Here is a 25,139-nt window from a genome sequence, read left to right on the forward strand (position 1 = left end):
AAGTTAAACTGTAATTTTTGGCAATTTGCTTTGTTCGTTCTGCCATCGATCCGCGTTCAAATATCAGAAGGTATTTTGACGGTAGGGTGGCGGAATGCATTGCAAGATTTTGGGCATTCCGGTGCAGGATGGCGCCGGGCGCAGGGGCTGCGAAATGGGGCCGAGTGCGTTGCGCACGGCGGGTCTCCCGGAAGCGCTCGGCACTCTTGGCCACCGGGTGACCGACCTGGGCACTGTTGTACCCCGATCGCTGGAAGTTCCGCCGCACGGTAACGCCGCGCTAAAGGCCCTGCCAGAGATCGTTGCTTGGACAGCTGCGATCAGCAGGGCTGCCTATGAAGCGAGCAGCGACGGGATGCCGATTTTTCTCGGCGGTGATCACAGCATGGCAGCAGGTACGCTCGCAGGTGTTGCCAAACGGGCAGCAGAGACCGAAAGACCGCTCTTCGTTCTGTGGCTTGATGCGCATCCGGATTTTCATACGCTTGAAACCACCACGAGCGGCAATCTGCATGGTGTGCCGCTGGCCTATGCGAGTGGCCAGCCAGGCTTCGATGGCATTTTCCCGCCGCTGCATACGGCGATCGATCCGAAGCGCATCTGTGCGATGGGGCTGCGCAGTGTGGATCCTGCCGAGCGCGCCGCTCTGCACCGGGCAGGTGTTACCGTTCATGATATGCGCGCGATAGACGAACACGGTCTGGCACCGCTCCTGCGTGGCTTTCTGGAGCGTGTTGCCGCCGAGAACGGACACCTTCATGTCAGCCTCGATGTCGATTTCCTCGATCCAGCCATCGCGCCGGCGGTTGGCACCACCGTGCCCGGCGGCGCGACGTTCCGCGAAGCCCATCTCGCGATGGAGATGCTGCATGACAGCGGCCTCGTCTCCAGCCTCGACCTCGTGGAACTCAATCCTTTTCTCGATGAGCGCGGTCGCACGGCCACCCTGCTCGTCGACCTCACAGCCAGTCTGCTTGGCCGGCGCATCATGGACCGGCCGACAAGGAGCCATTGAGAATGAAGTACACCCCTGCAAGCGACAAGCTGAATCTCGTTCCCTTCGTCAGCGTGCATCACATGATGGAACTGGTGCTGGAGATCGGGGTCGAGCGGTTCCTGGCGGAATTGACCGTTTACATCGAAGAGGATTTCCGCCGCTGGGAGGATTTCGACAAGACGCCGCGGGTGGCCTCCCACAGTTGTGAGGGCGTTATCGAACTGATGCCGACCAGCGATGGCAGGCACTACGGCTTCAAATATGTCAACGGCCACCCCAAGAACACGCGCGAGGGCCGGCAGACGGTGACGGCGTTCGGCGTGTATGCGGATGTGGGCAATGGCTATCCCCTGCTGATCACCGAGATGACCATACTGACGGCGTTACGCACGGCGGCGACTTCTGCGCTGGCCGCAAAATATCTGGCGCCTGAAGGGGCCCGTACCATGGCGCTGATCGGCAATGGCGCGCAGTCCGAGTTTCAGGCAATGGCCTTCAAGGCTGCACTCGGTGTCGACCACCTTCGGCTCTACGACATTGATGGCGATGCAACGGCAAAGTGCTTGCGCAATCTGCGAGGGCTGGGCTTCGAGACGGTTGCGTGCAACACGCCGGAAGAGGCGGTCGAAGGGGCCGATATCATCACCACCGCGACGGCAGACAAACTAAATGCCACCATCCTGACCGACAATATGGTCGGCTCCGGCGTTCACATAAACGCTGTGGGTGGTGACTGCCCCGGCAAGACCGAGCTGCATCGCGACATCCTGACCCGTTCCGACATCTTTGTTGAATATCCGCCGCAAACCCGCATTGAGGGCGAAATTCAGCAGCTTTCGGAAGACCACCCGGTGGAGGAGCTTTGGAAGGTGATCACTGGCAAGGTGAAGGGGCGGCGCGAGGCGCGGCAGATCACGCTGTTTGATTCCGTCGGGTTTGCGACGGAGGATTTTTCTGCCCTGCGCTATGTCTATGACCGCATGCGGGAGACGGGGCACTTTATCGAGCTCGACCTTCTGGCCGATCCCGATGAACCGCGGGATCTCTTCGGCATGCTGCTGCGTTTCCCCGGTTCATCGCTTCTGGCTTCCAGCAAGACCGGCTGATCAGGGGGTGGCGACCTCTTCGACTTTCTGTGGAGGCAGGTGCAGGTAGTGTGCCACCTTGCGTTTTGCCGCAATGTCGCGCCACACCAGCCCCACCTGCCGCTCGCTGAGCCCCGTGGCGCAGGCAACCTTCTTGGCCGGGATGTCATGGTCGAGTCCGTAAAGGCAAAGGTCCATTTCGCGATAGGGCAGGGCGAAATAGAACTCCTCCTGGGACTGTGCGAGCGAATAGGTGTCGGTTGTCGGCATCCGCCGGCGGATCTCCGCAGGCACGCCCAGATATTTCGCGAGCTGGTAGACCTGTGACTTGTAAAGGTGCGCGATGGGTTTCACATCAGCCGCGCCATCTCCGTTCTTCACGAAGAAACCCTGGTCGTATTCCAGCCGGTTCGGCGTGCCGATCACCGCATAGTTCAGGCGGTCGGCATGATAATATTCGAGCTGTTTGCGGGTTCGTTGCTTCATGTTGGTGGCGGCTACAATGCCAAGATACACCTCCGGCGGCAGACGGTGTTTCTCGACCGTTCCATCGGGCCCTGCGTACCACCAGATATGAAATGTTGTAGGCCTTGGTGGTGAGCGCATTGGCAATCGCGATCTTCATCGACCAGCCGGGGCCGAATTCTGGTACCACCTGGCGGATAAAGGCGTCGCGCCGTTCATAGCAGCCCATGGCTTCCAGTGTTGGGCCAATGTCTTCGATCACGCTTTCAAGCCCGAATGTCTCGGCCACTTCCTGGCCAAGCCGGAGGCTCTCGGGGTCCGAATCATACTCCGGCATGAACAGGCAGAAAACGCGTTCCGGTCCCAGTGCACGGGCAGCGAGAGCAGCGCAGACGCTGGAATCGATGCCACCCGACAGGCCGAGCACTAAACCGCGTTTGCGCAGGTTCCTGCGGAGTTGTGTCCGTAGCGTTGTGATGATCCGTTGCGTCTCTGCGGCCGGATCGATCTTCAGACTTTCGGTCGAGAAGCAGATGTTCATTTCGTTCATGACGCTTTCAGGGCCTCTATGGCAGCGTGGCGGCGGTTGATTTTGCCATTTGCGGATTTTGGCAGTTCCGCTCGGAAAATGAATGCTTTTGGCATCATCGTGTCGGGTAAGTGGCGCTTGCAGTGCCGCGCTATCGTCTGCTCGGACAATTCGGGATCTGCGCGCACAATGAGTGCTTCGAGACGATGACCGTCAATTGGATCGGGTTTGGTGAATGCGAGAGCTTCGCAGACGCCGGGGCAGTCCGTGAGGACGGTTTCCACCTGTTTGGGCGAGACCTTTTCGCCGCGTATTTTCACCACTTCATCCCGGCGGCCGATGAAATGAAGCAGCCCGTTCTCATCACGACTGAAGATGTCACCGGTGTGAAGATATCTGCCGACACCGTCAGGGCCCCGACGAAGCGTGTTTGCCGTGGCTTCGGGGTTGTTCCAGTATCCCTGCATGACGTGAGGGCCCCGAATGACGAGCTCACCAGGTGCGTTCGTTTCTGCTTCGCTGCCGCTTTCGTCAAGGACCAGCGCCTCGGTTCCAGGAAGCGCCTTTCCGACCGAGCACGGGTGCCGGTCAATCTCTTCGGGATCGAGAAAAGTGGCGCGCGCGCATTCGGTGAGGCCGTACATGGAGTACAGCCGCGCTTCCGGAAAAAGTCTCCGAAGGGCTTTCGAATGGGCCGGGGGCAGCGGGCCCGATGCATTGGTGATGTAGCGCAAGGAGGGCAGGCTTCCGGCGGCAAGCCCATCGAGCCCGGCCAGCATTGCAGCCATGGTCGGAACCATGGGAAAGCCAGTCACGCGCTCATTGCGCGCTTTCTCAAGAACGGCATGGGGAAAGGCAAAGCTCTTTTCGAGAACCAGAGTCGCTCCGCTGCGCACGGCAACAAGAAGCTGGTAGAGCCCATAGGTAAAGGACAATGGGAGGGCGGAAAGGACGATGTCCGTTTCGTCATTTTCGAGATAGTCGCCGATCATCGCCGACGCCGCATCGACGTTTCGGTGGCTCAGCATCACACCCTTCGGCCTTCCCGAGGAGCCGGATGTGTAGATTACAAATGCAAGTTGGTCTTCATCTTCCAGCGGGTCGGGTAACGGAGCCTCCAGGGCAAGGCAGGCTTCGAAAGCGACGCTGTCATGCTGCATGCTCTCCGTGGCCCGCGCGACAATGCATGGAGGGCTGTATCCCGCCTTGTTTTGCGCTTCCGTGCAGACACGGGCATGTCTTGCTTCATGAATTAAGACGCTGGGCGTGCAGTCCGCTAAGACATGCGCAAGTCCGTCGGACTTCACACCGGGATTGACGGGGACGACCGTTGCGCCGGCTTTCAGTCCGGCAAAGATCGCGACCGCCATTTCCTGAATGTTGTCCATGAACAGTGCAATGCGCGCACCGGGTCTGACACCCTTGGCACGTAACGCTGCTGCCAACCGTTGAGACAGGCGATCGAGATCTGCGTAGCTTAACCGCTCCGGGCCGGTAACGATCGCTGTGGCCGAGGGGAAAAGTTTCGACTGGCTGGTGAGGAAGGCTTCAACGCGCATTGCGTCTGCTCCTAGGCGCCAACCGGCGCTCTCTCCCTGGATTTCTGCTTGCCTGTGACGAAAGCGCTTAACTTGGCGATGGTGTCGAAGTTTTCCGGAACGATCTCCGGATCGGCGATTTCGATGGCGAAGTGTTCTTCCAGAAACGAAACCATTTCCAGTATGCCGGTGGAATCCACGATGTCGTTTTCGATCAGCGAGTCATCGTCTGCAGGAGCTTCGTCTACATCACCGAACAGGAAATTCTCGATGATGAAGGCGCGGATATCGGCATTTACGGGCTGGGACATGGTGCTTCCTTTCACGGTCAGGTGTGAACCGTCAGGGTTGCGTCCGCTGTGCGAACTTGCCTGGCGAATTGCTGGGTCCAAAGCTGGGTCGACAAAATGCCAACAAATGCGGCGTTATCACGAAAACCGGTAAAACTATTTAGCCGGCTTTTATTATACAATCTGACGGTTTTTTCAACATCGAACAGACAGTTTTGTTTCAGGCCGGATTTTTGAAACGCCTCTTCGACATAGGCTGGCGGGCAGCCGGCAAACGCTGCGGCGTCCGGAGCGCGATAGGGTTGTTTGGGTCGATCCGCGATTCGCTTTGGTACGAGGTCGGCGGTCGCCTCCCGGAGCAGATGTTTTTCTCTCAGTCCCCTGAGTTTCACATTGGCTGGAATCTGCGAGGCAAGTGTCACGATGCGATGGTCGAGAAAGGGAAACCTTGTTTCGATCCCGTGCGCCATGGCCATTCGATCACCCTGGCTAGACAGAATGTAGCCGGGCAAAAGAAAACGCGTTTCCAGATACTGGGCCTGATGCAAAGGATGCCAGCTGCCGAAGGCATCAGGAAGAATCGAGACCAGTTCATCGGCTGCATTATAGCCTTTCAGTGTCTCCTTAAGCGCGCCGGAGAAGAAAAGCTTGGCCCCTGCCGTGTTGCGAAACCGGGGCCGATGGGAAAACAGGGGATCGTTTGGCTGGTCGGCCGAAATGGCGAAAAAAGCAGCAAGATAGTCTGGTGTCTGTCGTTTGAGGTTGGCCAGATATGGGTAGATCTTGCGGAAGAGATGAGGACGAAGCTGCGAACTTGGTTGCCGGGCGCAGAAACGGCGCAGCCGTGCTTCCTTGAAAATGTCGTATCCGGCAAAAATCTCATCGGCCCCTTCGCCCGACAGAACGGCCTTGATACCCTGCGAGCGCACAAGTTTCGAAAGCAGGTAGAGCGGAGCCGGAGCCGTGCGCAGAACCGGTTGCTCGGCATGCCGCACAACTTCCGGGAAGACCGTCGCAATGGCTTCGGCGTCGCATTCTATGCTGTGATGCCGGGTGCCCAGAACGCGTGCCATCTCTTCCTGATACCGACTTTCATCGAGTGCGGGATCCTTGAATGTGACTGCAAAACTGGAAAGGCCGTTGGGCGCCCGCTGCCTTGCAAGGTTCGTGATGACCGAGGAATCAAGCCCCCCGGAGAGATAGGTTCCCACTTCCACATCGGCGCGCAGACGCAATCGGGTCGCATCCTCAAGCATGGCGCGCACCTCTTCTGCTCTCTCTGCCTCAGAGCGGTCATGTGTGACGTTTGAAAAGTCCAGGTCCCAGTAGCGCTCGACCTTTGCGGCACCGTTTTGCACGATCATCCGGTGGCCGGGTGGAAGCTCCTGAACGTCCGTAAAGGCCGTGCGTGGTGGTATCGGTGACCAAAGCGTGAAGATCTGGTCGAGGGCAAAGGGATCAAGGCGGGGTTCGATGCCCGGCACTGCGAGCAGGGCCTTGATCTCGGAAGCGAAGTAGAAACGGCCACCGTGCCATGTGTGATAGAGCGGGCGCACTCCCATGCGGTCGCGTGCAAGAAAAAGGCGTCTCAGGCGTGCGTCGTGTATGGCGAATGCGAAATCCCCGTTTAGCCTGTCGACGCAATCGGGCCCGAACTCGTCATAGAGCCGCAGGATGACCTCGGTGTCGCTGGCGGTGCGAAAGCGATGCCCGCGGCACTCCAGATCCCGTCTCAGCTCGATGTGATTGAAGATCTCGCCGTTATAGGTGATGCGCAGGCGTCCACCAGCGCCTTCCATTGGCTGTTGTCCGTCTTCGAGATCGACGATGGACAGTCGCCGATGAGCCAGACCCGTGTCGCCCCGGATCTGCAGACCGGTTTCGTCAGGTCCGCGATGCGCGATGGCATCCGACATCGCCATGAGGAGCGTTTCCGCTTCCCTTGGGGCAAGCCCTTTACCTGAATAACCGGCAATTCCACACATTTATAAAAGCACTCCAACAGGGCTTTCCAACCCCACTAATTTTGCGAAGGGGGCTGACGTTAGCCGAAACGGTCTCCAAGCAGCCTGGTCCAGGATTCTCCCGCGAAGCCGTTGAAGAAGGCGTTCCCCGTCACGAATGGCTCAAGAATCGTCTTGTCGCGGGCATAAACGATGCTCGATGCGGCGTGGACAAACGCGAACCGCCGCCCGAGCATGGCATTGAGGAGGCCCGGTTGCGAACGACCGCGCAGTGCCGCCATCTTGCGTTCTGTCGCCTCCGCAAGCATAGCGTCGATTACCGCGCCTTCATGGCCCGGCACTGACAGTATCTGCACCACACGACCGATACCGCGGCTTTTGCCATAGTAGAGGAAAAGGCCAACCGGTTTGCCGGCGTTTGACAGAACCTTGCGGCGGACCATGGGGCCGTAATTCCCCTTGCGGCAGGATTCGCTCACCATGCGAAGCAGCTCGGCTTCCTCCCATTTTGGATGAAGCACATGAGCAGAAACGAATTTCTGGAACAGTGCCACAGTCTCGGCGATGTCTACCTCTGCGGTTGTCAGGACTTTGCCGGTAAACTGGTCATTCGATACGTGGCTCCACTGTGGCTGAGTGCCGCTCCGGCACAGCAGGGCGTCGACCGGACGCGCCAGAGGGCGGGCAATGGCGGCCGGGCCAAATGCGTTGGTTGCCATCTCGGCCATGAAAGCTGCCGGACGAAGGATCCGCAACCACTCGAGGCTGTAGTCGGGGAGAATTGTGCCGCGCAGCCTGCGCCACATACCGGTGGAAACATCGTTTGCGGTTTCGGTCAGGCACAGATCCTGTGGTCCAGACTGAAATGCGCGGAGCAGGCGTGCGCCGGCATAAGGGTCCTCTTCATACCTGTCGACCATGAAGCTTCCGCCAATGGCAGCGCTCAGCGATCTGCCATGATATGTGAACCGCATGGGAAGAACGCCCATGAAACCGTTGACCGTTCCATCGCTACGAAGGTGGACGAGTGAATGAATGCCCTCGATCTGACAGGGTGGATCGGTGAACAGGCTTAGCAGATAGTCCGAAAGGCCCACGGGGGGCTTGCCCCGCTGCCTGCGCAAAATGCGATGGAACATTTCTGCGACCGCAGAAACATCATCGGTTTGGAATGGACGAATCGCACTCACGGAGAATCTCTGAAAAATCGCGCCCTGGTTGAAAGCGGAAACCTTCTGAGCCAATGTGTGACCTAAAGTTGTTTAAGAAGTCTTTTGAGCTGGAAAGTTTTTGTGCATGGCATTCCGGTGAGCGTGTATCATTGGCCGCAAGCGCAGCCACAAGACTGCGAATGGGAACACGCAAATCAGCATCGGGCTTGATGAATCTTCGACACATAGAGGTTTTCCACGCGATCCGGCTGGCCGGTTCGATCAACGCTGCGGCGGAGCGGCTCAATGTATCGCAGCCGGCACTCAGCCGGACTTTGAAACATGCGGAATCGCTGCTCGGCTTCAAGCTGTTCGATCGCGTGAAGCAGCGCCTTGTCCCCACACGCGAAGCAGAGCTCCTGTTTGCCGAAGCGGTGGATGTGCATGGTGCGCTTGAGCGGTTTCGCACCCTTGCCCGCAACCTGGGACGCAATCCCGATGATGTGCTTCGGGTGGGCTTTCTGCCAAGCCTGGGTGTGGGGCTGGCGCCCAAGGTGGTGTCGAACCTGCCGAAGCACTGGGAAGGTTTCAAGATCGAGCTGTTCACGCATCATTACGACGTGCTGCTTCGGCGTCTTCACGCGCTCGATCTGGATCTGGCGGTTGCCTTCAATATCGTGGAAACACCCGGTATCAGCTCCACTACGGTGGGCACCATGAGCCTCACCTACCTGGAGACGGACGATCCCGCCACGCAGTTCGATCCCTCACCGGTGCATCTGAGCGAGATCGACATGCAGACATTCGTGGGGCTGGAGAAGGAATCTCCGGTTGGAGTGTTCCTCAAGGCGGCCTTTGACGAAGCGGGCCCTTCCCTATGAGCCTCGTATTTCCGTGCATACCTATTCGGTGGCAGCGGCCTGCGTTAGTCAGGGTGTCGGATGCGCCATCGTCGATGAATTTTCCGCCCGGTACACACGCGGCGTGCGCCTCAGACCACTGGTCCCGGATTTGAAGTTCTCGATCACCGCGCTGACATCGGAAAACCGGGCGATTTCCAATGCTGAGGAAATGTTCATCCGGATCCTCAGATCGGCCTGTCAGGAACTGCATCGCGAGACTTGAGGCGAATGGCGCCGGTCAGGCTTCGCCGCGTGCCACGAAACGACCACCGCGAGCGCTGGTCACTGTGCCATTTGAAAGCACCGCCACGCCGTTGACGAAGACATGTTCGATGCCGACCGAAGCGCGGTCTGGTTTGTCGTAGTCCGCAAGATCCAGAACCGTTTCGGCATCGAAGGCGACGAGATCGGCAAAAAAGCCTTCCTGAAGCCTGCCGCGACGGGCAAGACCGAAAATCTGGGCAGGCAAAGATGTCATCTTCCGGATGGCTTCTTCCAGCACCAGAACACCATCTTCACGAACATAGCGGCCGAGCACACGGGGGAAGGTTCCCCAAAGCCGGGGGTGAGCCTGCGGTCCGGGAATGCCATCGGAGCCGATCATGGTGCGCGGGTGCTGCATGATCCGATTGATGTCTTCAGGCGACATCTGAAAATAGATGCCACGCGCTGGTGCGAGGCGGCGTGCGGCGTCTTCCTGGTCGCAGCCCATCTTCTCTGCGACGTCGGAAAGCTCGTGTCCGTTGAATTCAGGATGGGCAGCGGAATCGATAACGAGAATGCGTTCGGCATGTCGCGTCAGTTCGGGCAGAAGCACCGTTGAGCTTGCCTCATATGGATAGACGTCCATGGCGATATCCTGCTGGAGGAGCGCCTTGTCGATCATTGCCAGCGTGTTGACTGACCGGCCATAATTCTGTCGCCCGATGCATTTGTGGTGCGAAATCACGACCGGAACGCCAGCGCTGCGCCCTATCGCGATGGTTTCGCCCACGGCTTCTTCCACGCGGTCGCGTTCATCGCGCATATGGGTGACATAGAGAGCGCCTGGAAATTCGGCGAGTGTTCGCGAAAGCGCTACCACCTCTTCGGTTGGCGCGTGTCGCGCAACCGGGTAGGCAAGTCCGGTGCTGAGCCCGAGTGCGCCGGCTCGCAGTGCTTCTTCAAGCAGCACGCGCATGACGGCAATCTGGCCTTCGGACGCAGGCTTCTCGGTGTCTTCAAGCGTCATCGCCCGCAGCGTGCCATGGCCCGCAAGTGCCGCCACATTGACTGCAACACTGGCTGCATCCACCGCGCTGCGATAGGCGGCGAAGGAGCCGAAACGGTAGTCGTCAACTGTGCCCAGAAGGCCAAGCGGAGGCACCAGTTCGACAGGGTTCTGATAGGGTGCGAGGCTTATCCCGCAATTCCCGACAATGACGCTGGTCACGCCCTGCGTGACCTTCGGCTCCATGGCGCTGTCGTTCAGAACAGCCAGGTCGTCATGGGTGTGCACATCGATGAAACCGGGCGCGAGACATAGACCGTCCAGATCTATGGTTTCATTCGCCTGCCAGTCGGAAACATCCCCAGTCGCTGCGATGCGATCGCCGCGGATGGCAAGTCCGCCGCGGGTCGGCGGACCTCCCAGACCGTCAAACAGAAGGGCATTCGTCAGCAGAGTGTCGCAGGTGTAGTCCGTCATCGGTGGCTCCTGTCCTTCTGCCTCAGACTGCCGTGAGATCTGGTTTCCGCTCTGTTGTGGAGAGCGTCGGTTCAAGCGCGGCACCGAGAGCGAGAAGCGGCTCCTCCGCAAAGGCAGCCCCCATAAGCTGCACCGAGAGGGGCAGTCCGGTTGCGGTGAAACCTGCCGGCAGGGCAAGCCCGCATGCACCAAGATAATTGGCCGGGCGCCCATAGGCGGCGAGCGGCACCGCGGCCTCGTCAACTTCCGCTACCGGGATCGCAGGGAAGGGAAGCGAAGGCGTCAGCAGTGCATCGAAGGGCTTCATGAACTCGGCATAGACCGCTTTCATGCGCCGGTGATCCGCGAGGGTCTCGATGTAATCATTGGCGCTGATGTCGGCACCGGCGAGCACACGCTGGCGGACATACGGCCCGATGGGGATGCTTTGGTCATGGATGTACTCTCGGTGCACCGCGTAGGATTCCGCCGCGATGATGCGTCCGTTGCGCTCGGTCATGTCGTTGAAGGAGAAGGGCAGATCGGCGGGGACGAGCTTGACGCCGAGGCTTGCAAGCGCTTCCTTCGCGCGGTCATAAGCGTCCTGGCTTTCGGCATCGAGTGGGAGGGGAAAATCCTCCTCGCGCATGACGGCAACCTGCATGCCCTCAGCGCGCAGTGTCTGCCATGCGCCAGACGTTATCGCCGGTGCCAGCCGTGTCGTGGGGTCCTCGGGCTCGGCCCCCCGAAAGCGCTTCGAACAGGAGAGCGCTATCCTCGACGGTGTGAGTCATCGGGCCGATGGAATCAAGTGTGGCTGAAAGTGGAAAACAGCCCTTCAGACTGATGCGGCCATAGGTGGGTTTGAGGCCGACAAGGCCGTTGAGAGCGGCGGGGATACGCACGGATCCGCCCGTGTCGCTGCCAAGGGCGGCTGGTGCCAGACCGGCTGCCACGGCCACCCCGGAGCCGCTGGAAGAGCCGCCGGGAATGCGATGTGTCTCCATGTCCCACGGGTTGCGCGGCGTCCCACAAATCGGGTTGGTGCCCCAGCCACCGAAGGCGAACTCCACCATGGCCGTTCTGCCGATGGGGATCATGCCTGCTGCAAGCAGCCTTCGCATCACGATCGCGTTGCCGGTGGAGCGGCGGTCCTTCCATGCTTTGCTGCCCACCGTGCAGATCTCATCCTGCCAGTCGATCAGGTCTTTCACGGCAATCGGCAGGCCATGGAGTGGACCGTAGACCACGCCAGAAGCGCGCAGCCTGTCGAGCCCCTCGGCCATGGACATCGCCCGATCGGCATCCACATTCACGAAAGCGCCCAGCGCCTTGTCATGTCGGGCGATACGCTCCAGAAAATGGCGGGTGATTGCGGTGGAGGTGAGCGAGCCTTCGCTCAGCGCTTTGGAGAGGTCCGCAAGGGACGCGAATGACAGGTCCATGATGTTCTTTTCTTGGAAAATGCGCCCGACCTCGAGGGAGACGTTTCGAAAGCCGGGCGCCAGGTAGCTAGTCGCGTTGATCCCAACCTGGGATCGGGTAGATGGGCTCTGCGACTGCGACTTCTTTTGGCCACACGGTCACGAGCCCCTTGCCCGGCTGCAATTGCACCACCGGGAAAGGCATTTTCAGCTGTTTGCCGGTTTCATCGATCGCATAGGGACCGGCGAGAACCGTCAGATTGTCGCTGAGTTCCATGGCCGCCTTCTTGAGGTCGGCAGCGTCCAGGCTTTCTGCGTTCTCGATGATCTCTCCGGCGATGACGCCGGCGCCATAGGCGAGAACGGTCTGGAAGTCGGGCTCATAGGAAACGTCCGGGAAGAGCTTTTCGTATGCGGCGAGGAACCCCTCACGATCAAGCCCGGCATCCACTTCCCAGTTGATGGTCGGGTGGAAATTGGTGTGGCTGTAGATGTACTGCGCATCGTCGCCGATCTCGATGAACTGCGGCGTTGAGGCATAGACCATGAACGAGAACGGGAAGTTGACGTTCATCTGGCGCATCTGCCGGACCATCGAGATAAGGTCACCCTCATAGCTGGTCGGGAAGAACACGTCTGCTCCCGCCGCACGTGCCTTCTGCAGGAGCAGGCTGAAATCCTTGGTGCCCTTTGGATAGTCCTCCTTTAGCACCACTTCCATGCCAAGATTTTCGGCAATCGCTTCGGCACCGTCGGCAAGTCCGGCGGGGAAGGGCTCATCCACATTGACGATGGCAACCTTCTTGCCACCCAGCGCTGCGGCGGCCTCGAGACCGGCAGACGGCATGCGCGAAACCGGCATCTGGGTTGCCGAAACGATGTTCTTGAAGCCCTGGTTGTAAAGCGCGTCGGAGGCGGCGGACCAGATGACCATGAACTTGTCGAGACGCTCGGTCACGGTGGCGGCAGCTGCCGTCAGGGTGGAGCCGAAAGGCGCCATGAGAAGATCGACATCCTCATTGGCGATCAGGTCTTCATAGACGCGGGCCACCATCTGCTTGTCGGAGCGATCGTCGCGCTTAACGAGTTCGATGAGGCGCTTCTCGCCATTCACTTCCAGGCCGCCATTGGCGTTGACTTCATCGACCCAGATTTCGACGCCGCGCACACCCGACTGCGAGGCGAGCGCGAAGTTGCCGGACGACGAAACCGTCATGCCGATCTTGATCTTTTCCTGCGCCTGACCGGCGACCGGCAGCGCAAAGCAGGCAAGCAGCGTGCCTGCCATGAAGCTTCGTTTGGTTATGGTCCACATGGGCATTCCCCTTTTGTTGGTTTTGAATTGACGACGCCTCACACGTCGATCTTGTAGTTCATCCACTCGGCAACCATCTCCTTGAGCTGTCCGTCGGTGGCGAAATCCTCCCGGGTCCCCTCCGCCTTGTTGCGGCCAAGCTCAAGAATGTAGAGCCTGTCCGAAATCGTGGCGCACTGGCGCACATTCTGGTCCACCAGAACGATGGTTGCCCCCTGGTCTGCGAGATCGCGGGTGAGCGCATAGATGTCCTTGGATATCTTCGGCGCGATCATGGCCGTGGGCTCATCGAGCAGGATCACCTTGGGCTCGGTGACCAGTGCACGCGCAATTTCCAGAAAACGCTGCTGGCCGCCGCTCATGGAGCCGGCGAGGCTTGAGCGCTTCTCCTTGAGAACTGGGAACCGCTCGAAAATGCCGTCGATGGCACGCTCGATGCGGGCCTTGTCCCTGCGGAAGGGCCAGCAGCCCAGAAGCAGGTTGTCATAGACCGACAGACCGGCAAAGGCGCTGCGGTTTTGCGGCACGAAGGAAACGCCTTCAAGCGCGCGCTGGAAAGCCTTGAGACTGGTGATGTCGCGGCCGCCCATGGTGATGGTACCGGTCTTGGTGGACAGAAGGCCGAAGATGGTTTTCAGCACCGTCGATTTGCCTGCGCCGTTTGGCCCGATAATGCCCGTCACCTCACCTGGTCTCGCCCGCAGCGCCACCTCCTTGAGAACCGTGATGTCTCCGTTATAGGCGACGGAGATGTTCTCCATGCTCAGTTCAACGCCATGCATGGTCAGGCTCCCAGGTATGCTTCGATGACGTCCGGATTCTTCTGGATCGCTTCGGCGTCGCCCTCAGCGAGGACATGGCCTTCGTGCATCACCAGAATGTTGTCGGACAGTTCGTAGACGGAGGTGAGGTCGTGGCTGACGAGAAGCACCGAGCAGCCCAGCTCCTTCGGCATCTCGCGGATGATGTTGATGAGCAGAAGTGCGAGGCTCGGATTGACGCCCGCGAACGGCTCGTCGAGCAGCACCAGCTTGGGATTGGCCACCATGATGCGGGCGAGTTCCAGAAGCTTCTGCTGACCGCCGGAAAGCTCCTCCGCATAGTTGTGGCGCAGCCGGTAGAGTTCTACCTTCTTGAGCCAGTAGGCGCTGATCTTGGCAATCTCGGCATTGCTCAAACCCTTGTTGAGAAGCGCGACCGAGAGATTTTCCAGGAGCGACATCTGCGGGAAGATGCGCGGCACCTGGAAGGTGCGCCCCACGCCTTCGGAGAAGACCGCATGCGGGGCCTTGCCGATGAGGCTGACGCCATCGAGCGTGATTTCACCGGCGGTCGCGTCATAGAGGCCATTGATGCAGTTAAGCATCGTTGTCTTGCCGGAGCCGTTCATGCCCAGCACGCCGAGAATCGAGCGGTCGGGGAGGGTGAGGCTGATCCCGTCGAGCGCTGTGACGCCACCGAATTTCTTGACGAGGTTTTCGACTTTCAACATGGCGTCACCGCGAGTTCTGCACGCCGAAGAGACCGGCGGGGCGAATGAGAATGACAGCGATCAGGAGCACGAAGCCGAGGAGCATCGCCACGGTTCCGCTGAAGAACACCATGGCGGTCTGTTCGGCCAGCCCGAACAGGATGCCGCCGGCGACAGCGCCGATCGGATGGCCGAGGCCGCCCAGAACGATCACAATGAAGCCGATCAGGGTGTAATCCTGGCCGATGAAGGGGGAGAAGGAGGGAAAGATCATCGACACGAGAATGCCGGTGATACCCGCCAGCCCGAGGCCGAGACCGAAGGTCAGGGCCGAAAGGTGATTGAGATCGACGCCGACGATCTGAATCGCATCGCGGTTCATGATGATGGCGCGCAGCGCCTTTCCGGGCAGAGTGCGGTAGAGGAAGAAGGCAAGCGCACCGGTGACCACGACCGCAACCGCAAGGCCAAGCAGCTTTGTGGTCGGCAGGATGATGTTGCCGAACATCAGGAAGGGCGGATCAAGCGTGAAGTTGAGCGAGCGTGCATCCGCCTCGAAGGCAAGCAGCATGAGTGCGCCCAGCACGAGCGACAGGCCGAACATGACCAGAAGCGAGGCGTGTTCGGGATCGTTGGAGCGCGCAAGGCGCTTCACCAGCACGAAGTAGAGCCCGTAGCCCATCATGCCGAAGACGACAAAGATCAGCGGCAGGGCAAGCAGGGGTGAAAGGCCAAGCCAGGGCCTGGGCGAAATAGGCGCCATAGGCTCCCAGCACGATGAATTCGCCATGAGCGAAGTTGACGACGCGCAGCACGCCGAAGATCACGTTGAGGCTGACGCCGATCAGCGCGTAGATCAGCCCGACGACGATGCCGTTGACGAGGCCTTGAAGCAGAAGTTCGTTCATCTTTGTTTCAATCCTGTACGTCTTACGGAATGAAGCGCCGGAAGCGCGAGAAGCGCTGGGCGAACGCCCCGACAATGCCGCGCGGCAGGAGCAGCATCAGTGCGATGATGACCACGCCGAGAATGAGCAGGTTGAGCGTCGGGAAATGCCGCCAGATCAGCTGGTCGATGCCATAGAGCGCAGAAGCACCGATGATCGGGCCGACCAGGAAGCCGAGGCCGCCGGCCATGGCGTAGACGATGCTCTTTGCCGTCACCAGCAGGTTGAAGGAGGAATCGAGGTCGATGGCGTTGGTGTACCAGGCCTCGACGCCGCCCACGAGAGCAGGGAACATGGTGGCCATGATCCATGCCTTGAGGCGGGTTCCCACCACGTTGACACCGACCACCTCTGCAGCCTCGCTGTCATCGCGGATGGCGCGTAGCGCCGTGCCGAGGCGCGACATGGTGAGCCAGGTGCCGGCCGCCAGAGCGCCCATCAGCACGATGAACATGGCGTAGTAGGCCGCCACCGGATCGTTTGCCGCAGAGAGAATGAGACCGAGGCTGCCGCCTGTAATCTCGCTTGGCATGAGCGAGATCACGAGCTTCATTGCCATGGCGAGCGCGAGGCTGACGATGCCGAAGTAAACACCCTTGAGCCGCAGTGTGGGCGCCACCAGAAGGCCGATAATGATGCCTGTCAGCGCTGCACCCGCCAGGGCTACTGGAATGGGCAGGCCGAATGTCTTGTAAAGAACGCCGGTGGCGTAGGCACCAACGCCATAGAACGCCACATAACCAAAAGGCATATATCCGGCCATGCCTGCAACGAAGTTGAACGACGTCGCCATGGTCAGCCACAGCATCATGTAAAACAGGAACGACAGATTGCTGGCGAAAAATGGCGCCGGCAGAAAAACGGCGACAATCATTGCCACCACGATGCCCCATATCAAGAATTTGATATGGCTTGATTTTTCGGAACTTTCCTGAGGCGCGGACAATGATACACCTGTACCCTCCCGCGTTTCCTGAGTTTTTTCTGTCACTGTGGGACCTCTATAGGGAACGCTTTTCGCGACCCTATAGCGCAGAAGTCGTGCTGTCCTATCGCAATTTCAGACTCAATTATAACCAAAAAACATAATTTGATCGGACCGACTGAAAACAGCTTGCCACCGGCTAGGGGAGCGAGCTGTCTTGCGGTCTGGAAGGCCGGGTATTCCGGGGTTCATCCTCCGCGCCGCAATGCAATCTGCCGGCGCACGAGCAGAGCGACGATGGCGAGCGCAATGGTGCCGACAATGAACAGAAAGGCTGCGGCGGCGATGGCCGGGCTGATGTTCTCGCGGATCGTGGCAAACATCTGCCGCGCCAGCGTGCGCTGGTTCGGGCCGGCCACGAAGAGCGTGAGAACCACCTCGTCCAGCGACGTGGCGAAGGCCAGCACCGCGCCGGACATGATGCCGGGCAGGGCGAGCGGCAGGGTCACGCGCCGAAACACGGTGACCGGGGAGGCGCCGAGGCTGGCCGCCGCCAGTTCCACACGCTGGTCGATACCGCCGAGACCGCCAATGACGCTGACCACCACGAAAGGGATGGCGACGATGGTGTGGGCGACGATGACGCCGAAATAGCTCGACGCGATGCCGAACTGTACGAACAGCACCTGCATGCCCACGCCCATGACCACGGCGGGAACCACCATGGGCAGAAGGAAAAGGGTGCGCACCGTGCCCTTGAACGGCAGTTTCCAGTGGCGCAGGCCGAGCGCGGCGAGCGTGCCCAGAACGGTGGCGAGTACCGTCGTGCCGCCGCCGATGACAAGGCTGTTGAAGATCGCCCGGCGCCAGGCGGCGGCAGTGAACAGCTCGTCGAACCAGCGCAACGAAAATTCCGGGATCGGATAGGTGAGGAACTGGCTTGAGGTAAAGGCCAGCGGCAGGATGGCGATCAACGGCGCCAGCAGAAAGATGACCGCCAGCGTTCCGAATGTAATCCGGGCGCTTTTCAACAGCATGTCAGCTTCTCCTTTCTTCGGCGCCCGACAGACGACCGTAGACGGCGTAGAGCAGGAGGGTGACGACAAGCAGCACGATACCGAGCGCGCCGGCCATGCCCCAGTTCGCCGAACCGGTTGCGTAGAAAGCGATCACGGAGCTGATCATCTGGTCGCCCGCGCCGCCGATGAGCGCCGGCGTGATGTAGTAGCCGATGGCGGTCATGAACACGAGCAGCGAACCAGAGGCGACGCCACGCAGGCTGAGCGGCAGAAGCACCCGCACGAAGGCGCGCAGCGGATGCGCGCCGAGCGAGGCGGCCGCCGGCATGAGGTTGCTCGGGATCGAGATTAGCACGCTGTAGATCGGCAGCACCATGAGCGGAAGAAGCACATGGGTCATGGCGATCACGACACCGGTGCGGTTGAAGATCAGGGCAAGCGGTTCGCTGGTAATGCCAAGCCCGGTGATGACCGCGTTTATCAGGCCATTGTCCTGCAGGATGATGAACCAGGCGGCTGTCCGCACCAGAAGCGATGTCCACAGCGGCAGGAGAACCGCGCCGAGCAGGAGCTGGCGTTTCCACCCCTCCGTGGAGGCGATCAGCATCGCGTAGGGAAAGCCGATGGCCAGGCACGCAAGCGTGACAAGCGCGCCGATCCAGAAGGTCCGCAGCATGATCTCGCGGTTGGCGGACGTTTCGTCGGGCATGCCGACAATGTTGCCGGAAACATCGCGCTCAAGGTCGATCGCGGCGAGCAGATAACGGTCCGTCGTCGGTGAGAGTGCGCCGGCTATGGCCTGCCAGAAGCGGGGGTCATCCCAGCGCTCATCAATCTCGGAGAGCGGTGGCGCGTCATCCTTGCGCAGCGCGCGCATCGTGCGCGACATGAGCGTACGGAACCCGGGCTGGGCGCTGTTGAGACGGCGCGTCATGTCGCCCACCGCCTGTCGGTCGTTGGCTGCCCGCAGGTCTGAGGCAAGCGCCTCCTTCATCTCTGCCGTAGGTGGCGTTTCCGGATCCCAGTTGGCTGCGACCTTCGCCGTCTGCGGGAGGATGCGCAGGACGGCGGTGTCGGAGACGGCCTGGGACATCATGGTCGCAAGCGGCCACAGGAAGAAAACCGCGATGAAGAGGAAGAGCGGCGCGACCAGCGCGATCGCGCTCAGATGCCCTTTTCCGCCCATGGAGCTCATGAGCGGATCACCCAGCAGTCGTCCGGCTGGAAGCGGGCGGTGACATCTGCGCCGGGCGCATGCTGCTCGGCCTTGCGGTCGAGATGGATGACGAAGTTGTGCGCCTGCTCGTCAAGCTGGATGCGCAGGTGATTGCCCTGATAGACGCTGTCGGCAACTTTTGCCGCAAACCGGTTGTCGCCGCCATGCAGCGCGTCGAGGCGAATGCGCTCCGGCCGGATGGAGACGAGCACGTTTTCGCCCGGCGTGTAATTGTCGGAAGCCGAGGCCGTCAGTTCCGTGCCATTGGCGAGGCGGACGCGCAGGCCGTCTGCGGATTTGCCCGCGACCGTGCCTTCCAGAAGATTGGTTTCGCCGATGAAATTGGCCACAAAGCGCGTCTGCGGATGATCGTAGATTTCGCGCGGGGTGCCGATCTGCTCGATCTTGCCCTTGTTGAAGACGGCGATCCGGTCGGACATGGTCAGCGCTTCAGACTGGTCGTGCGTGACGAAGACGATGGTCAGGCCGAGCCGGTTGTGCAGTGCGCGAATGTCGAGCTGCATCTGCTCGCGCAGGTTCTTGTCAAGCGCGCCAAGCGGCTCGTCCATCAGCACCACCCGGGGTTCGAAAACGAGGGCGCGGGCAAGCGCGACGCGTTGCTGCTGGCCACCGGAAAGCTGGGCTGGCCACCGGTCTGAAAGTGCGCTGAGCTGCACCATGTCGAGCACCCGGGCGACGCGCTCGGCGGTCTCTGCCTTACCGACGCCACGCATCTGCAGCGGGAAGGCGATGTTGTCGCCGACACTCATATGCGGGAAGAGCGCGTAGTTCTGGAAGACGACGCCCATGTCGCGCTTGTAGGTGGGGGTTGTGTCCACCACCGCGCCATCGACCAGAATGCGGCCTTTCGTCGGGCGCTCGAAGCCGGCGAGCATCATCAGAAGCGTTGTCTTGCCGGATCCGGAGGGGCCAAGCAGGCTGACGAACTCGCCCTTTGCGATGTCGAGTTCCAGATCGTCGACCACGCATAACGACCCAAAGCACTTGGTCACATGGTCAAATCGAATGCGTAGTTCGCTCAAGAGGCTCTCCCCCGGTTGGGCCTGATGTCGCGCTTTGGGAAACGATGGGACGTTTCAGTCAGAGCCGCACTGCTCAGGGCAATGGATGCCTTGCGCGGGGCGGCTCTCGGCTGGCTTCTTATTGAGCCAGCCAGGCGTTGAAACGCTCGGTGAGGGCTTCGGAATTATCGATCCAGAAGTCGACATTGAGCGCGATGGCGTCGGTCAGGTTTTCCGCGGTCGTCGGCAGTTCTGCCTTCTGCTCGTCGCTCACCATCTTTGCAGCTTCGTTGTTGGGCAGGCCGTAGGCCACATATTCGGGCAGCTTCTTCTGGTTTTCCGGTTCGCTGGCAAAGGCGATGAAATCCATGCCCGCCTGTGCGTTTTCGGCATCCTTCAGGATCACCCAGCTGTCGACAGCATAGATGCTGCCGGGCCAGACCACCTTGAAGTTGCGGTTTTCCGTTTGGTTGATGCCCGTGATGCGGCCATTATAGGCAGACGCCATGACAACTTCACCGGAGGCGAGGAACTGGAGCGGCTGTGCTCCGGCTTCCCACCAGACGATGTCATCACGGATCTCTTCGAGCTTGGCAAAGGCGCGGTCGATGCCTTCAGGCGTGGCGAGCACGTCATAGAGATCATCCTTATCGACACCGTCAGCCAGGAGGGCGAACTCCAGCGTGTATTTCGGGCCCTTGCGCAGCGAGCGTTTGCCGGGGAACTTTTCGGTATCCCAGAAATCGGACCATGAGGCTGGACCACCGTCAGGCAACCTGTCGGCGTCATAGGCAATTGCCGTTGACCAGACGATGGCGCCGACGCCGCAATCGTGTACGGCGCTCTCCAGAAATTTGTCCTCGCCGCCGAGCTTGTCCCAGTCGATGTATTCGAAGAGGCCGTCGCCGCAGCCCAGTTCCAGCTCTTCGGCTTCTACCTGAACGACATCCCAGTTGGGAGCGCCAGCCTTCACCTTTGCCTGCAGGACGCCGTAACCGCCATTCCAGGCCTCGTCCAGAACCGGTTTGCCGAGTTTTTCCGCAAACGGTTTGAAATAGATTTCACGCTGGGCGTCCTGATAGGTTCCTCCCCACGAAACGACCGTCAGGTCGCGTGCGCTTGCCGTGGTGGCGGTGAAGCCCGCCAGAGCGGCAAATGCGGTCATTGCAAGCAAACTATTCGTCTTCATGCGCATTCTCCTCCAGATATGCATGTATCGATAGGTCGTTTGAGAAATCTGCTTATGCCGGCAGGGCTTCTTTCGGCAGTTCGGCAAGCGCCTTGTCGAGTCCCGTCTTGAAGCGGGTAAGCAGGTCGTCGACTTCATCCTCCGAAATGATGAGCGGCGGGCAGAATGCCATTGCGTCGACCATGGCGCGGCTGATGAGGGCCGGCCTCCTGAAGATGCGCATTGACGAGCGCCCCAAGCGCGCCGGGCGTCTCGAGCGCCGTCTTGTTCGCCTTGTCGATCACGAGCTCCACGGCAGCGATCAGGCCGACGCCGCGAACTTCACCAACCAGCGGATGATCGGCAAGTTCAGCAAGCCCGTTGCGCAGCCGTTCGCCCATGCGCGCGGCATTGCCCACCAGATCGCGCTCCTCGATGATCTTGAGGTTTTCAAGCGCGACTGCCGCGACAACCGGATGACCGCTCGCCGTGTAGCCGTGGCCGAGCGTGCCGATGCGGTTGCTTTCCTCCATGATCGGCTCGAACACCCGGTCGTTGATCATCAGGGCAGAGGCCGGCAGGTAGGACGACGAAAGCTGCTTGGACATGACCATGATGTCCGGCTTGATGTCGTAGGTGGTGGAGCCGAACATGGTGCCCGTGCGGCCAAAACCGCAGATCACTTCGTCGGCGACCAGCAGGATGTCGTACTTGTTAAGAACAGCCTGCACCTTTTCCCAATAGGTCGCGGGCGGAACGATCACGCCGCCGGCGCCCTGTACCGGCTCGCCGAAGAAGGCGGCAATGGTTTCGGGGCCTTCTGCCAGGATCGCGTCTTCCAGTTCTTTTGCCAGACGGGTTGCAAACTCTTCTTCGCTCTCGCCCGGCAGCGCCTCACGCCAGTAATGCGGCGCGGTCATGCGCAACACGTTCGGCACGATCAGGTCGAAGGATTTGTGGTTTGCCGGCAGGCTGGTAAGGTTTGCGCCGGCGATGGTCACGCCGTGATAGGCGCGGTTGCGAACGATGATCTTTTTCTTTTCCGGCTTTCCAAGGGCGTTGGAGCGATACCAGATCAGCTTCAGTGCCGTGTCGATGGCTTCCGAGCCGGAATTGGTGAAGAACGCCTTGCTCATCGGCACCGGGGCCATGCCGATCAGCTTCTCGGAAAGTTCGATCACCGGGCCATGCGACTTGTGTGTGAAAGTGTGGTAATAGGGCAGCTTCTCCATCTGCTCCGTGGCGGCCTTCACAAGACGCTTTTCATTGAAGCCGAGGCCAACGCTCCACAGGCCTGCCATCGCCTCGATATACTGCTTGCCACTGTTGTCGTAGACATGGACACCTTCGCCCCGATCGATGATCAGTGGGCCGGCTTCAAGGTGTTTTTTCGCATTCGTGTAGGGATGCAGGTGATAGGCGATATCGCGCGCTTCGGGTGAATTGGGCTTTTCGGTCATCGGCTTGTCCTGCGTGTGAATGCGGGTATGGTTGCTGGATGAGGCCGTATCTGCCCCTCTCCATCTTCTCTAGCGGTAGCATTCATTTTCAAGCTAGGCAATTATGTGTTCAATATTTTGAGCAACGATGAGGCGCGACGCTTGAATTCGAGTGATACTCTCGTTGAATAAGCATTGTGCATCGGGGTTCAGGGCAATATCTTGAGCGATATAGCGGCCTGGAGACGTATACGCATCGTGGTGAAGGAAGGAACGGGCGAACAGCATATGAATGAATTCGACATCGGCTCCCGCCTAAGAGCCATGCGCACGGCGGGCAATCTTTCGCAGCGACAGCTTGCCGAGCAGGCCGGTGTTCCTCACGCTCAGATTTCCAACATCGAGAAGAACAAGATCAGCCCCTCGATCTCCACCCTGCGCAAGGTGCTTGGCGGTATGGGTGTCAGCATGGCGGATTTCTTCGAACCTGAGCGGGAGGACAATCCCGGCCCGTTCTTCGGCAGGGATGAGCTGATCGATCTCACTTCGCGGGTGGCGATCAATGCAAATGCACCCGAGAGCGGGCTTCTGGTCCTCAGGCAGATTGGCGATGCGCGCCTGCACAATCTCCAGATCCTGCACGAGGTCTATGAACCGGGCGCTGATACCGGCGAGACCATGCTGCAGCACGCCTCAAGCGAGGGGGGCTTTGTGGTGGAGGGTGAACTGGCGCTGACCGTTGGTGATGAAACACGCATCCTGAAGGCCGGCGAATCCTATCTGTTCGACAGTCGCCAGCCACATCGTTTCCGCAATCTCTCAGACAGGCGCACCATCGTCGTGTCCGCCTGCACGCCGCCCTATCTTTGAGGCGGTGTCATATTCAACAGGCTGGACCAACGCAACGCAATCATGGCCCTGTTCCTGCCCGGCGCGATTTTTAAACTTCCGTTGGCTGGCAAAAGCGAGGGTTTCCGATGACCGGTTTTCTGATTTCGCGACGCAATCTTCTCCTTGCCGCAGGTGCGTTGATGACGGCAGCCCTGCCGATGGCGCAGGCATGGGCAGAGGACGCACCACGCGGAGGAAGGCTGGTGGTGGCGGCCGATTCCGAGCCGCGCACGCTGAACCCGGCAATCGTCGCGTCGAATGGTGTGTTTTTCATTGCCAGCAAGGTGATCGAGCCGCTGGCCGAAGCCATGATGGATGGCGAGGGCGGGCTTGCGCCACGCCTGGCCACAAGCTGGGAAGGCTCCGAGGACGGGCTTTCCGTCACCTTCAAACTGCGAGAGGGCGTGACCTGGCACGATGGCGAGCCATTCACCTCGGCGGATGTGGCCTTCTCCGCGATGGAGGTCTGGAAGCCGCTGCAAAATCTTGGCCGCGTGGTGTTCGCAAACCTCGATACGGTGGAAACGCCCGATGCGCACACCGCAATTTTCCGCTTTTCCGCGCCCACGCCGATCCAGCTCATTCGCAATGCACTGCCGGTGGTAACGAGCGTTTTGCCAAAGCACCTCTATGAGGGCACGGACATTGCCGCCAACCCGGCCAACAAGGCACCGGTGGGAACGGGACCGTTCAAATTCGCCGAGCACAGGCCCGGCGAATATTATCGCCTCACGCGCAACGACGCTTACTGGGGCGAGGAACTGCCGAAGCTCGACGAGATCGTTTTCCGCGTTCTGCCAGACCGGGCGGCGGCGGCTTCCGCGCTGGAGGCAGGCGAAATCCAGCTTGCGGCCTTCTCTCAGGTGCCGCTGGTCGATCTGGAGCGCATCGCCAGCGTGCCGGGCCTGAAAGTGGTGACGGAGGGCTATGAGGCGCTCACCTATCAGCTTGTGGTGGAGATCAACCATCGCAACGAGATCCTCGCCGACCAGAGGGTGCGGCAGGCCCTGTCGCACGCCATCGACCGGGAATTCGTGGTCGACACGGTGTTTCTTGGCTATGCGCAGGCGGCCACCGGCCCGGTGCCGCAGAACGCGCCGCAATTCTACAATCCCGATGTGAAACCCTACGCCTTCGACATCGAGCGGGCGAACAGGCTTCTCGACGAGGCGGGGTATCCGCGCGGCGAAGATGGCAAGCGCTTTTCGCTGCGCCTCCTGCCGGCACCCTTCTTCAGCGAAACGCGCCAGTTCGGCGATTATCTGCGTCAGGCGCTCGGCAAGGTGGGCATCGACGTGACACTGGTCAACAACGACACGCCGGCCCATCTGAAGGCGGTCTACACGGATCATGATTTCGACATCGCCGTCGGCTCGCCCGTGTTTCGCGGCGACCCGGCCATCTCGACCACGATCCTCGTGCAGTCGGGCATCCCGGATGGCGTGCCGTTTTCCAATCAGGGCGGCTACGCCAATGCCGAGCTCGACACGATCATCGATCAGGCTGCCGAGACCATCGATACGGAGGCGCGCACAGCACTCTACAACGACTTCCAGCGCATCGTTGTGGAAGACCTGCCGCTGATCAATGTCGCCGAATGGGGCTTTACCACGGTGGCCAGTGACACCGTTCTCAATGTGGGCAACAATCCGCGCTGGCCGGTCTCCAACTGGGCCGACACCGCACTCGCTCCCTGATAACGCAAGGAAAACCCA

Annotated in this window: 22 protein-coding genes and 3 pseudogenes; 6 read left to right on the forward strand and 19 right to left on the reverse strand. The window is 60.2% G+C overall.

The window, feature by feature from the left end; translation table 11 throughout:
* The first annotated feature begins 94 nt into the window (after window positions 1-94).
* Window positions 95-1,015 (forward strand): arginase, encoded by a 921-nt coding sequence (rocF, locus tag AB2N04_RS06945; protein ID WP_367717896.1) that lies wholly within the window; start codon window positions 95-97, stop codon window positions 1,013-1,015.
* Between the two features lie 2 nt (window positions 1,016-1,017).
* The gene (locus AB2N04_RS06950) at window positions 1,018-2,103 is read left to right on the forward strand and encodes an ornithine cyclodeaminase (protein WP_367717897.1); all 1,086 of its coding nucleotides are present in this window, start codon (window positions 1,018-1,020) and stop codon (window positions 2,101-2,103) included.
* On the opposite strand, the pseudogene nadE reads toward AB2N04_RS06950, so the two are convergent.
* The 5 genes and pseudogenes from nadE to AB2N04_RS06975 all read right to left on the reverse strand — a co-directional run bounded on the left by nadE (window position 2,104) and on the right by AB2N04_RS06975 (window position 8,007).
* Window positions 2,104-3,097 (reverse strand): annotated as a pseudogene (gene nadE / locus AB2N04_RS06955) (NAD(+) synthase).
* On the reverse strand, window positions 3,094-4,635 hold the full coding sequence (locus tag AB2N04_RS06960) for a class I adenylate-forming enzyme family protein (protein WP_367717899.1): 1,542 nt from the start codon (window positions 4,633-4,635) through the stop codon (window positions 3,094-3,096). Before AB2N04_RS06960 ends, nadE begins: the two are co-directional and overlap by 4 nt.
* Before the next feature lie 11 nt (window positions 4,636-4,646).
* On the reverse strand, window positions 4,647-4,925 hold the full coding sequence (locus AB2N04_RS06965; protein WP_367717901.1) for an acyl carrier protein: 279 nt from the start codon (window positions 4,923-4,925) through the stop codon (window positions 4,647-4,649).
* Between the two features lie 17 nt (window positions 4,926-4,942).
* Window positions 4,943-6,889, reverse strand: coding sequence for an asparagine synthase (glutamine-hydrolyzing) (gene asnB, locus AB2N04_RS06970; protein WP_367717902.1), 1,947 nt, complete (start codon window positions 6,887-6,889; stop codon window positions 4,943-4,945).
* A gap of 59 nt (window positions 6,890-6,948) precedes the next feature.
* Window positions 6,949-8,007: a hypothetical protein gene (locus AB2N04_RS06975; protein WP_367717904.1), complete on the reverse strand. Its 1,059-nt coding sequence runs from the start codon at window positions 8,005-8,007 to the stop codon at window positions 6,949-6,951.
* 242 nt (window positions 8,008-8,249) lie between these two features.
* Here AB2N04_RS06975 and AB2N04_RS06980 point away from each other — a divergent pair, with 242 nt between their 5' ends.
* Together AB2N04_RS06980 and AB2N04_RS06985 are read left to right on the forward strand one after the other, a co-directional pair.
* Entirely contained in the window at window positions 8,250-8,900 is a 651-nt protein-coding gene (locus tag AB2N04_RS06980) for a LysR family transcriptional regulator (RefSeq protein ID WP_367717906.1), read from the forward strand.
* A 13-nt stretch (window positions 8,901-8,913) separates the two neighbouring features.
* Complete coding sequence (locus tag AB2N04_RS06985) at window positions 8,914-9,144, forward strand: LysR substrate-binding domain-containing protein (RefSeq protein ID WP_367717908.1); 231 nt, start codon at window positions 8,914-8,916, stop codon at window positions 9,142-9,144.
* A 15-nt stretch (window positions 9,145-9,159) separates the two neighbouring features.
* On the opposite strand, the gene AB2N04_RS06990 is transcribed toward AB2N04_RS06985, so the two are convergent.
* The 14 genes and pseudogenes from AB2N04_RS06990 to AB2N04_RS07055 all read right to left on the reverse strand — a co-directional run bounded on the left by AB2N04_RS06990 (window position 9,160) and on the right by AB2N04_RS07055 (window position 22,554).
* Window positions 9,160-10,608: an amidohydrolase family protein gene (locus AB2N04_RS06990; protein WP_367717910.1), complete on the reverse strand. Its 1,449-nt coding sequence runs from the start codon at window positions 10,606-10,608 to the stop codon at window positions 9,160-9,162.
* A 22-nt stretch (window positions 10,609-10,630) separates the two neighbouring features.
* A complete protein-coding gene (locus AB2N04_RS06995; protein ID WP_367718756.1) occupies window positions 10,631-11,362 on the reverse strand; it encodes an amidase family protein in 732 nt (243 codons plus the stop codon).
* Window positions 11,256-12,032 (reverse strand): amidase, encoded by a 777-nt coding sequence (locus tag AB2N04_RS07000; RefSeq protein ID WP_367717912.1) that lies wholly within the window; start codon window positions 12,030-12,032, stop codon window positions 11,256-11,258. The genes AB2N04_RS06995 and AB2N04_RS07000 overlap by 107 nt, the downstream gene beginning before the upstream one ends.
* A gap of 67 nt (window positions 12,033-12,099) precedes the next feature.
* Window positions 12,100-13,326: an amino acid ABC transporter substrate-binding protein gene (locus tag AB2N04_RS07005; RefSeq protein ID WP_367717914.1), complete on the reverse strand. Its 1,227-nt coding sequence runs from the start codon at window positions 13,324-13,326 to the stop codon at window positions 12,100-12,102.
* Window positions 13,327-13,364: 38 nt separating this feature from the next.
* A complete protein-coding gene (locus AB2N04_RS07010; protein WP_367717916.1) occupies window positions 13,365-14,108 on the reverse strand; it encodes an ABC transporter ATP-binding protein in 744 nt (247 codons plus the stop codon).
* Window positions 14,109-14,110: 2 nt separating this feature from the next.
* Window positions 14,111-14,818 (reverse strand): ABC transporter ATP-binding protein, encoded by a 708-nt coding sequence (locus AB2N04_RS07015; RefSeq protein WP_367717918.1) that lies wholly within the window; start codon window positions 14,816-14,818, stop codon window positions 14,111-14,113.
* 4 nt (window positions 14,819-14,822) lie between these two features.
* A complete protein-coding gene (locus tag AB2N04_RS07020) occupies window positions 14,823-15,560 on the reverse strand; it encodes a branched-chain amino acid ABC transporter permease (RefSeq protein ID WP_367717920.1) in 738 nt (245 codons plus the stop codon).
* Between the two features lies 1 nt (window position 15,561).
* Window positions 15,562-15,705: pseudogene (locus AB2N04_RS07025) on the reverse strand (branched-chain amino acid ABC transporter permease); the annotation flags it as partial.
* A gap of 22 nt (window positions 15,706-15,727) precedes the next feature.
* Window positions 15,728-16,618, reverse strand: a complete 891-nt coding sequence (locus AB2N04_RS07030) for a branched-chain amino acid ABC transporter permease (RefSeq protein WP_367718757.1) — start codon at window positions 16,616-16,618, stop codon at window positions 15,728-15,730.
* A gap of 299 nt (window positions 16,619-16,917) precedes the next feature.
* Window positions 16,918-17,706: an ABC transporter permease gene (locus tag AB2N04_RS07035; protein ID WP_367717923.1), complete on the reverse strand. Its 789-nt coding sequence runs from the start codon at window positions 17,704-17,706 to the stop codon at window positions 16,918-16,920.
* Window position 17,707: 1 nt separating this feature from the next.
* Window positions 17,708-18,883: an ABC transporter permease gene (locus AB2N04_RS07040; protein WP_367717925.1), complete on the reverse strand. Its 1,176-nt coding sequence runs from the start codon at window positions 18,881-18,883 to the stop codon at window positions 17,708-17,710.
* Entirely contained in the window at window positions 18,880-19,947 is a 1,068-nt protein-coding gene (locus AB2N04_RS07045; protein WP_367717927.1) for an ABC transporter ATP-binding protein, read from the reverse strand. The genes AB2N04_RS07040 and AB2N04_RS07045 overlap by 4 nt, the downstream gene beginning before the upstream one ends.
* Before the next feature lie 118 nt (window positions 19,948-20,065).
* Window positions 20,066-21,091, reverse strand: coding sequence for an ABC transporter substrate-binding protein (locus AB2N04_RS07050; RefSeq protein ID WP_367718758.1), 1,026 nt, complete (start codon window positions 21,089-21,091; stop codon window positions 20,066-20,068).
* 76 nt (window positions 21,092-21,167) lie between these two features.
* Window positions 21,168-22,554 (reverse strand): annotated as a pseudogene (locus tag AB2N04_RS07055) (aspartate aminotransferase family protein).
* Window positions 22,555-22,821: 267 nt separating this feature from the next.
* On the opposite strand from AB2N04_RS07055, the gene AB2N04_RS07060 reads away from it, so the two are divergent.
* A complete protein-coding gene (locus AB2N04_RS07060; RefSeq protein ID WP_367718759.1) occupies window positions 22,822-23,403 on the forward strand; it encodes a cupin domain-containing protein in 582 nt (193 codons plus the stop codon).
* A gap of 107 nt (window positions 23,404-23,510) precedes the next feature.
* Window positions 23,511-25,121: an ABC transporter substrate-binding protein gene (locus AB2N04_RS07065; RefSeq protein ID WP_367717929.1), complete on the forward strand. Its 1,611-nt coding sequence runs from the start codon at window positions 23,511-23,513 to the stop codon at window positions 25,119-25,121.
* Window positions 25,122-25,139 lie beyond the last annotated feature (18 nt).

The sequence above is a fragment of the Nitratireductor sp. GISD-1A_MAKvit genome (assembly GCF_040819555.1).
GTDB lineage: Bacteria > Pseudomonadota > Alphaproteobacteria > Rhizobiales > Rhizobiaceae > Nitratireductor.

Excerpts from the sequence above, each read along its gene's own strand:
- rocF (WP_367717896.1), top strand. The coding sequence starts at position 95 with ATGCATTGCAAGATTTTGGGCATTCCGGTGCAGGATGGCGCCGGGCGC.
- AB2N04_RS06950 (WP_367717897.1), top strand. The coding sequence starts at position 1,018 with ATGAAGTACACCCCTGCAAGCGACAAGCTGAATCTCGTTCCCTTCGTC.
- AB2N04_RS06960 (WP_367717899.1), bottom strand. The coding sequence starts at position 4,635 with ATGCGCGTTGAAGCCTTCCTCACCAGCCAGTCGAAACTTTTCCCCTCG.
- AB2N04_RS06965 (WP_367717901.1), bottom strand. The coding sequence starts at position 4,925 with ATGTCCCAGCCCGTAAATGCCGATATCCGCGCCTTCATCATCGAGAAT.
- asnB (WP_367717902.1), bottom strand. The coding sequence starts at position 6,889 with ATGTGTGGAATTGCCGGTTATTCAGGTAAAGGGCTTGCCCCAAGGGAA.
- AB2N04_RS06975 (WP_367717904.1), bottom strand. The coding sequence starts at position 8,007 with ATGTTCCATCGCATTTTGCGCAGGCAGCGGGGCAAGCCCCCCGTGGGC.
- AB2N04_RS06980 (WP_367717906.1), top strand. The coding sequence starts at position 8,250 with ATGAATCTTCGACACATAGAGGTTTTCCACGCGATCCGGCTGGCCGGT.
- AB2N04_RS06990 (WP_367717910.1), bottom strand. The coding sequence starts at position 10,608 with ATGACGGACTACACCTGCGACACTCTGCTGACGAATGCCCTTCTGTTT.
- AB2N04_RS07000 (WP_367717912.1), bottom strand. The coding sequence starts at position 12,032 with ATGGACCTGTCATTCGCGTCCCTTGCGGACCTCTCCAAAGCGCTGAGC.
- AB2N04_RS07005 (WP_367717914.1), bottom strand. The coding sequence starts at position 13,326 with ATGTGGACCATAACCAAACGAAGCTTCATGGCAGGCACGCTGCTTGCC.
- AB2N04_RS07010 (WP_367717916.1), bottom strand. The coding sequence starts at position 14,108 with ATGCATGGCGTTGAACTGAGCATGGAGAACATCTCCGTCGCCTATAAC.
- AB2N04_RS07015 (WP_367717918.1), bottom strand. The coding sequence starts at position 14,818 with ATGTTGAAAGTCGAAAACCTCGTCAAGAAATTCGGTGGCGTCACAGCG.
- AB2N04_RS07020 (WP_367717920.1), bottom strand. The coding sequence starts at position 15,560 with ATGGCGCCTATTTCGCCCAGGCCCTGGCTTGGCCTTTCACCCCTGCTT.
- AB2N04_RS07030 (WP_367718757.1), bottom strand. The coding sequence starts at position 16,618 with ATGATTGTCGCCGTTTTTCTGCCGGCGCCATTTTTCGCCAGCAATCTG.
- AB2N04_RS07035 (WP_367717923.1), bottom strand. The coding sequence starts at position 17,706 with ATGCTGTTGAAAAGCGCCCGGATTACATTCGGAACGCTGGCGGTCATC.
- AB2N04_RS07040 (WP_367717925.1), bottom strand. The coding sequence starts at position 18,883 with ATGAGCTCCATGGGCGGAAAAGGGCATCTGAGCGCGATCGCGCTGGTC.
- AB2N04_RS07050 (WP_367718758.1), bottom strand. The coding sequence starts at position 21,091 with ATGACCGCATTTGCCGCTCTGGCGGGCTTCACCGCCACCACGGCAAGC.
- AB2N04_RS07060 (WP_367718759.1), top strand. The coding sequence starts at position 22,822 with ATGAATGAATTCGACATCGGCTCCCGCCTAAGAGCCATGCGCACGGCG.
- AB2N04_RS07065 (WP_367717929.1), top strand. The coding sequence starts at position 23,511 with ATGACCGGTTTTCTGATTTCGCGACGCAATCTTCTCCTTGCCGCAGGT.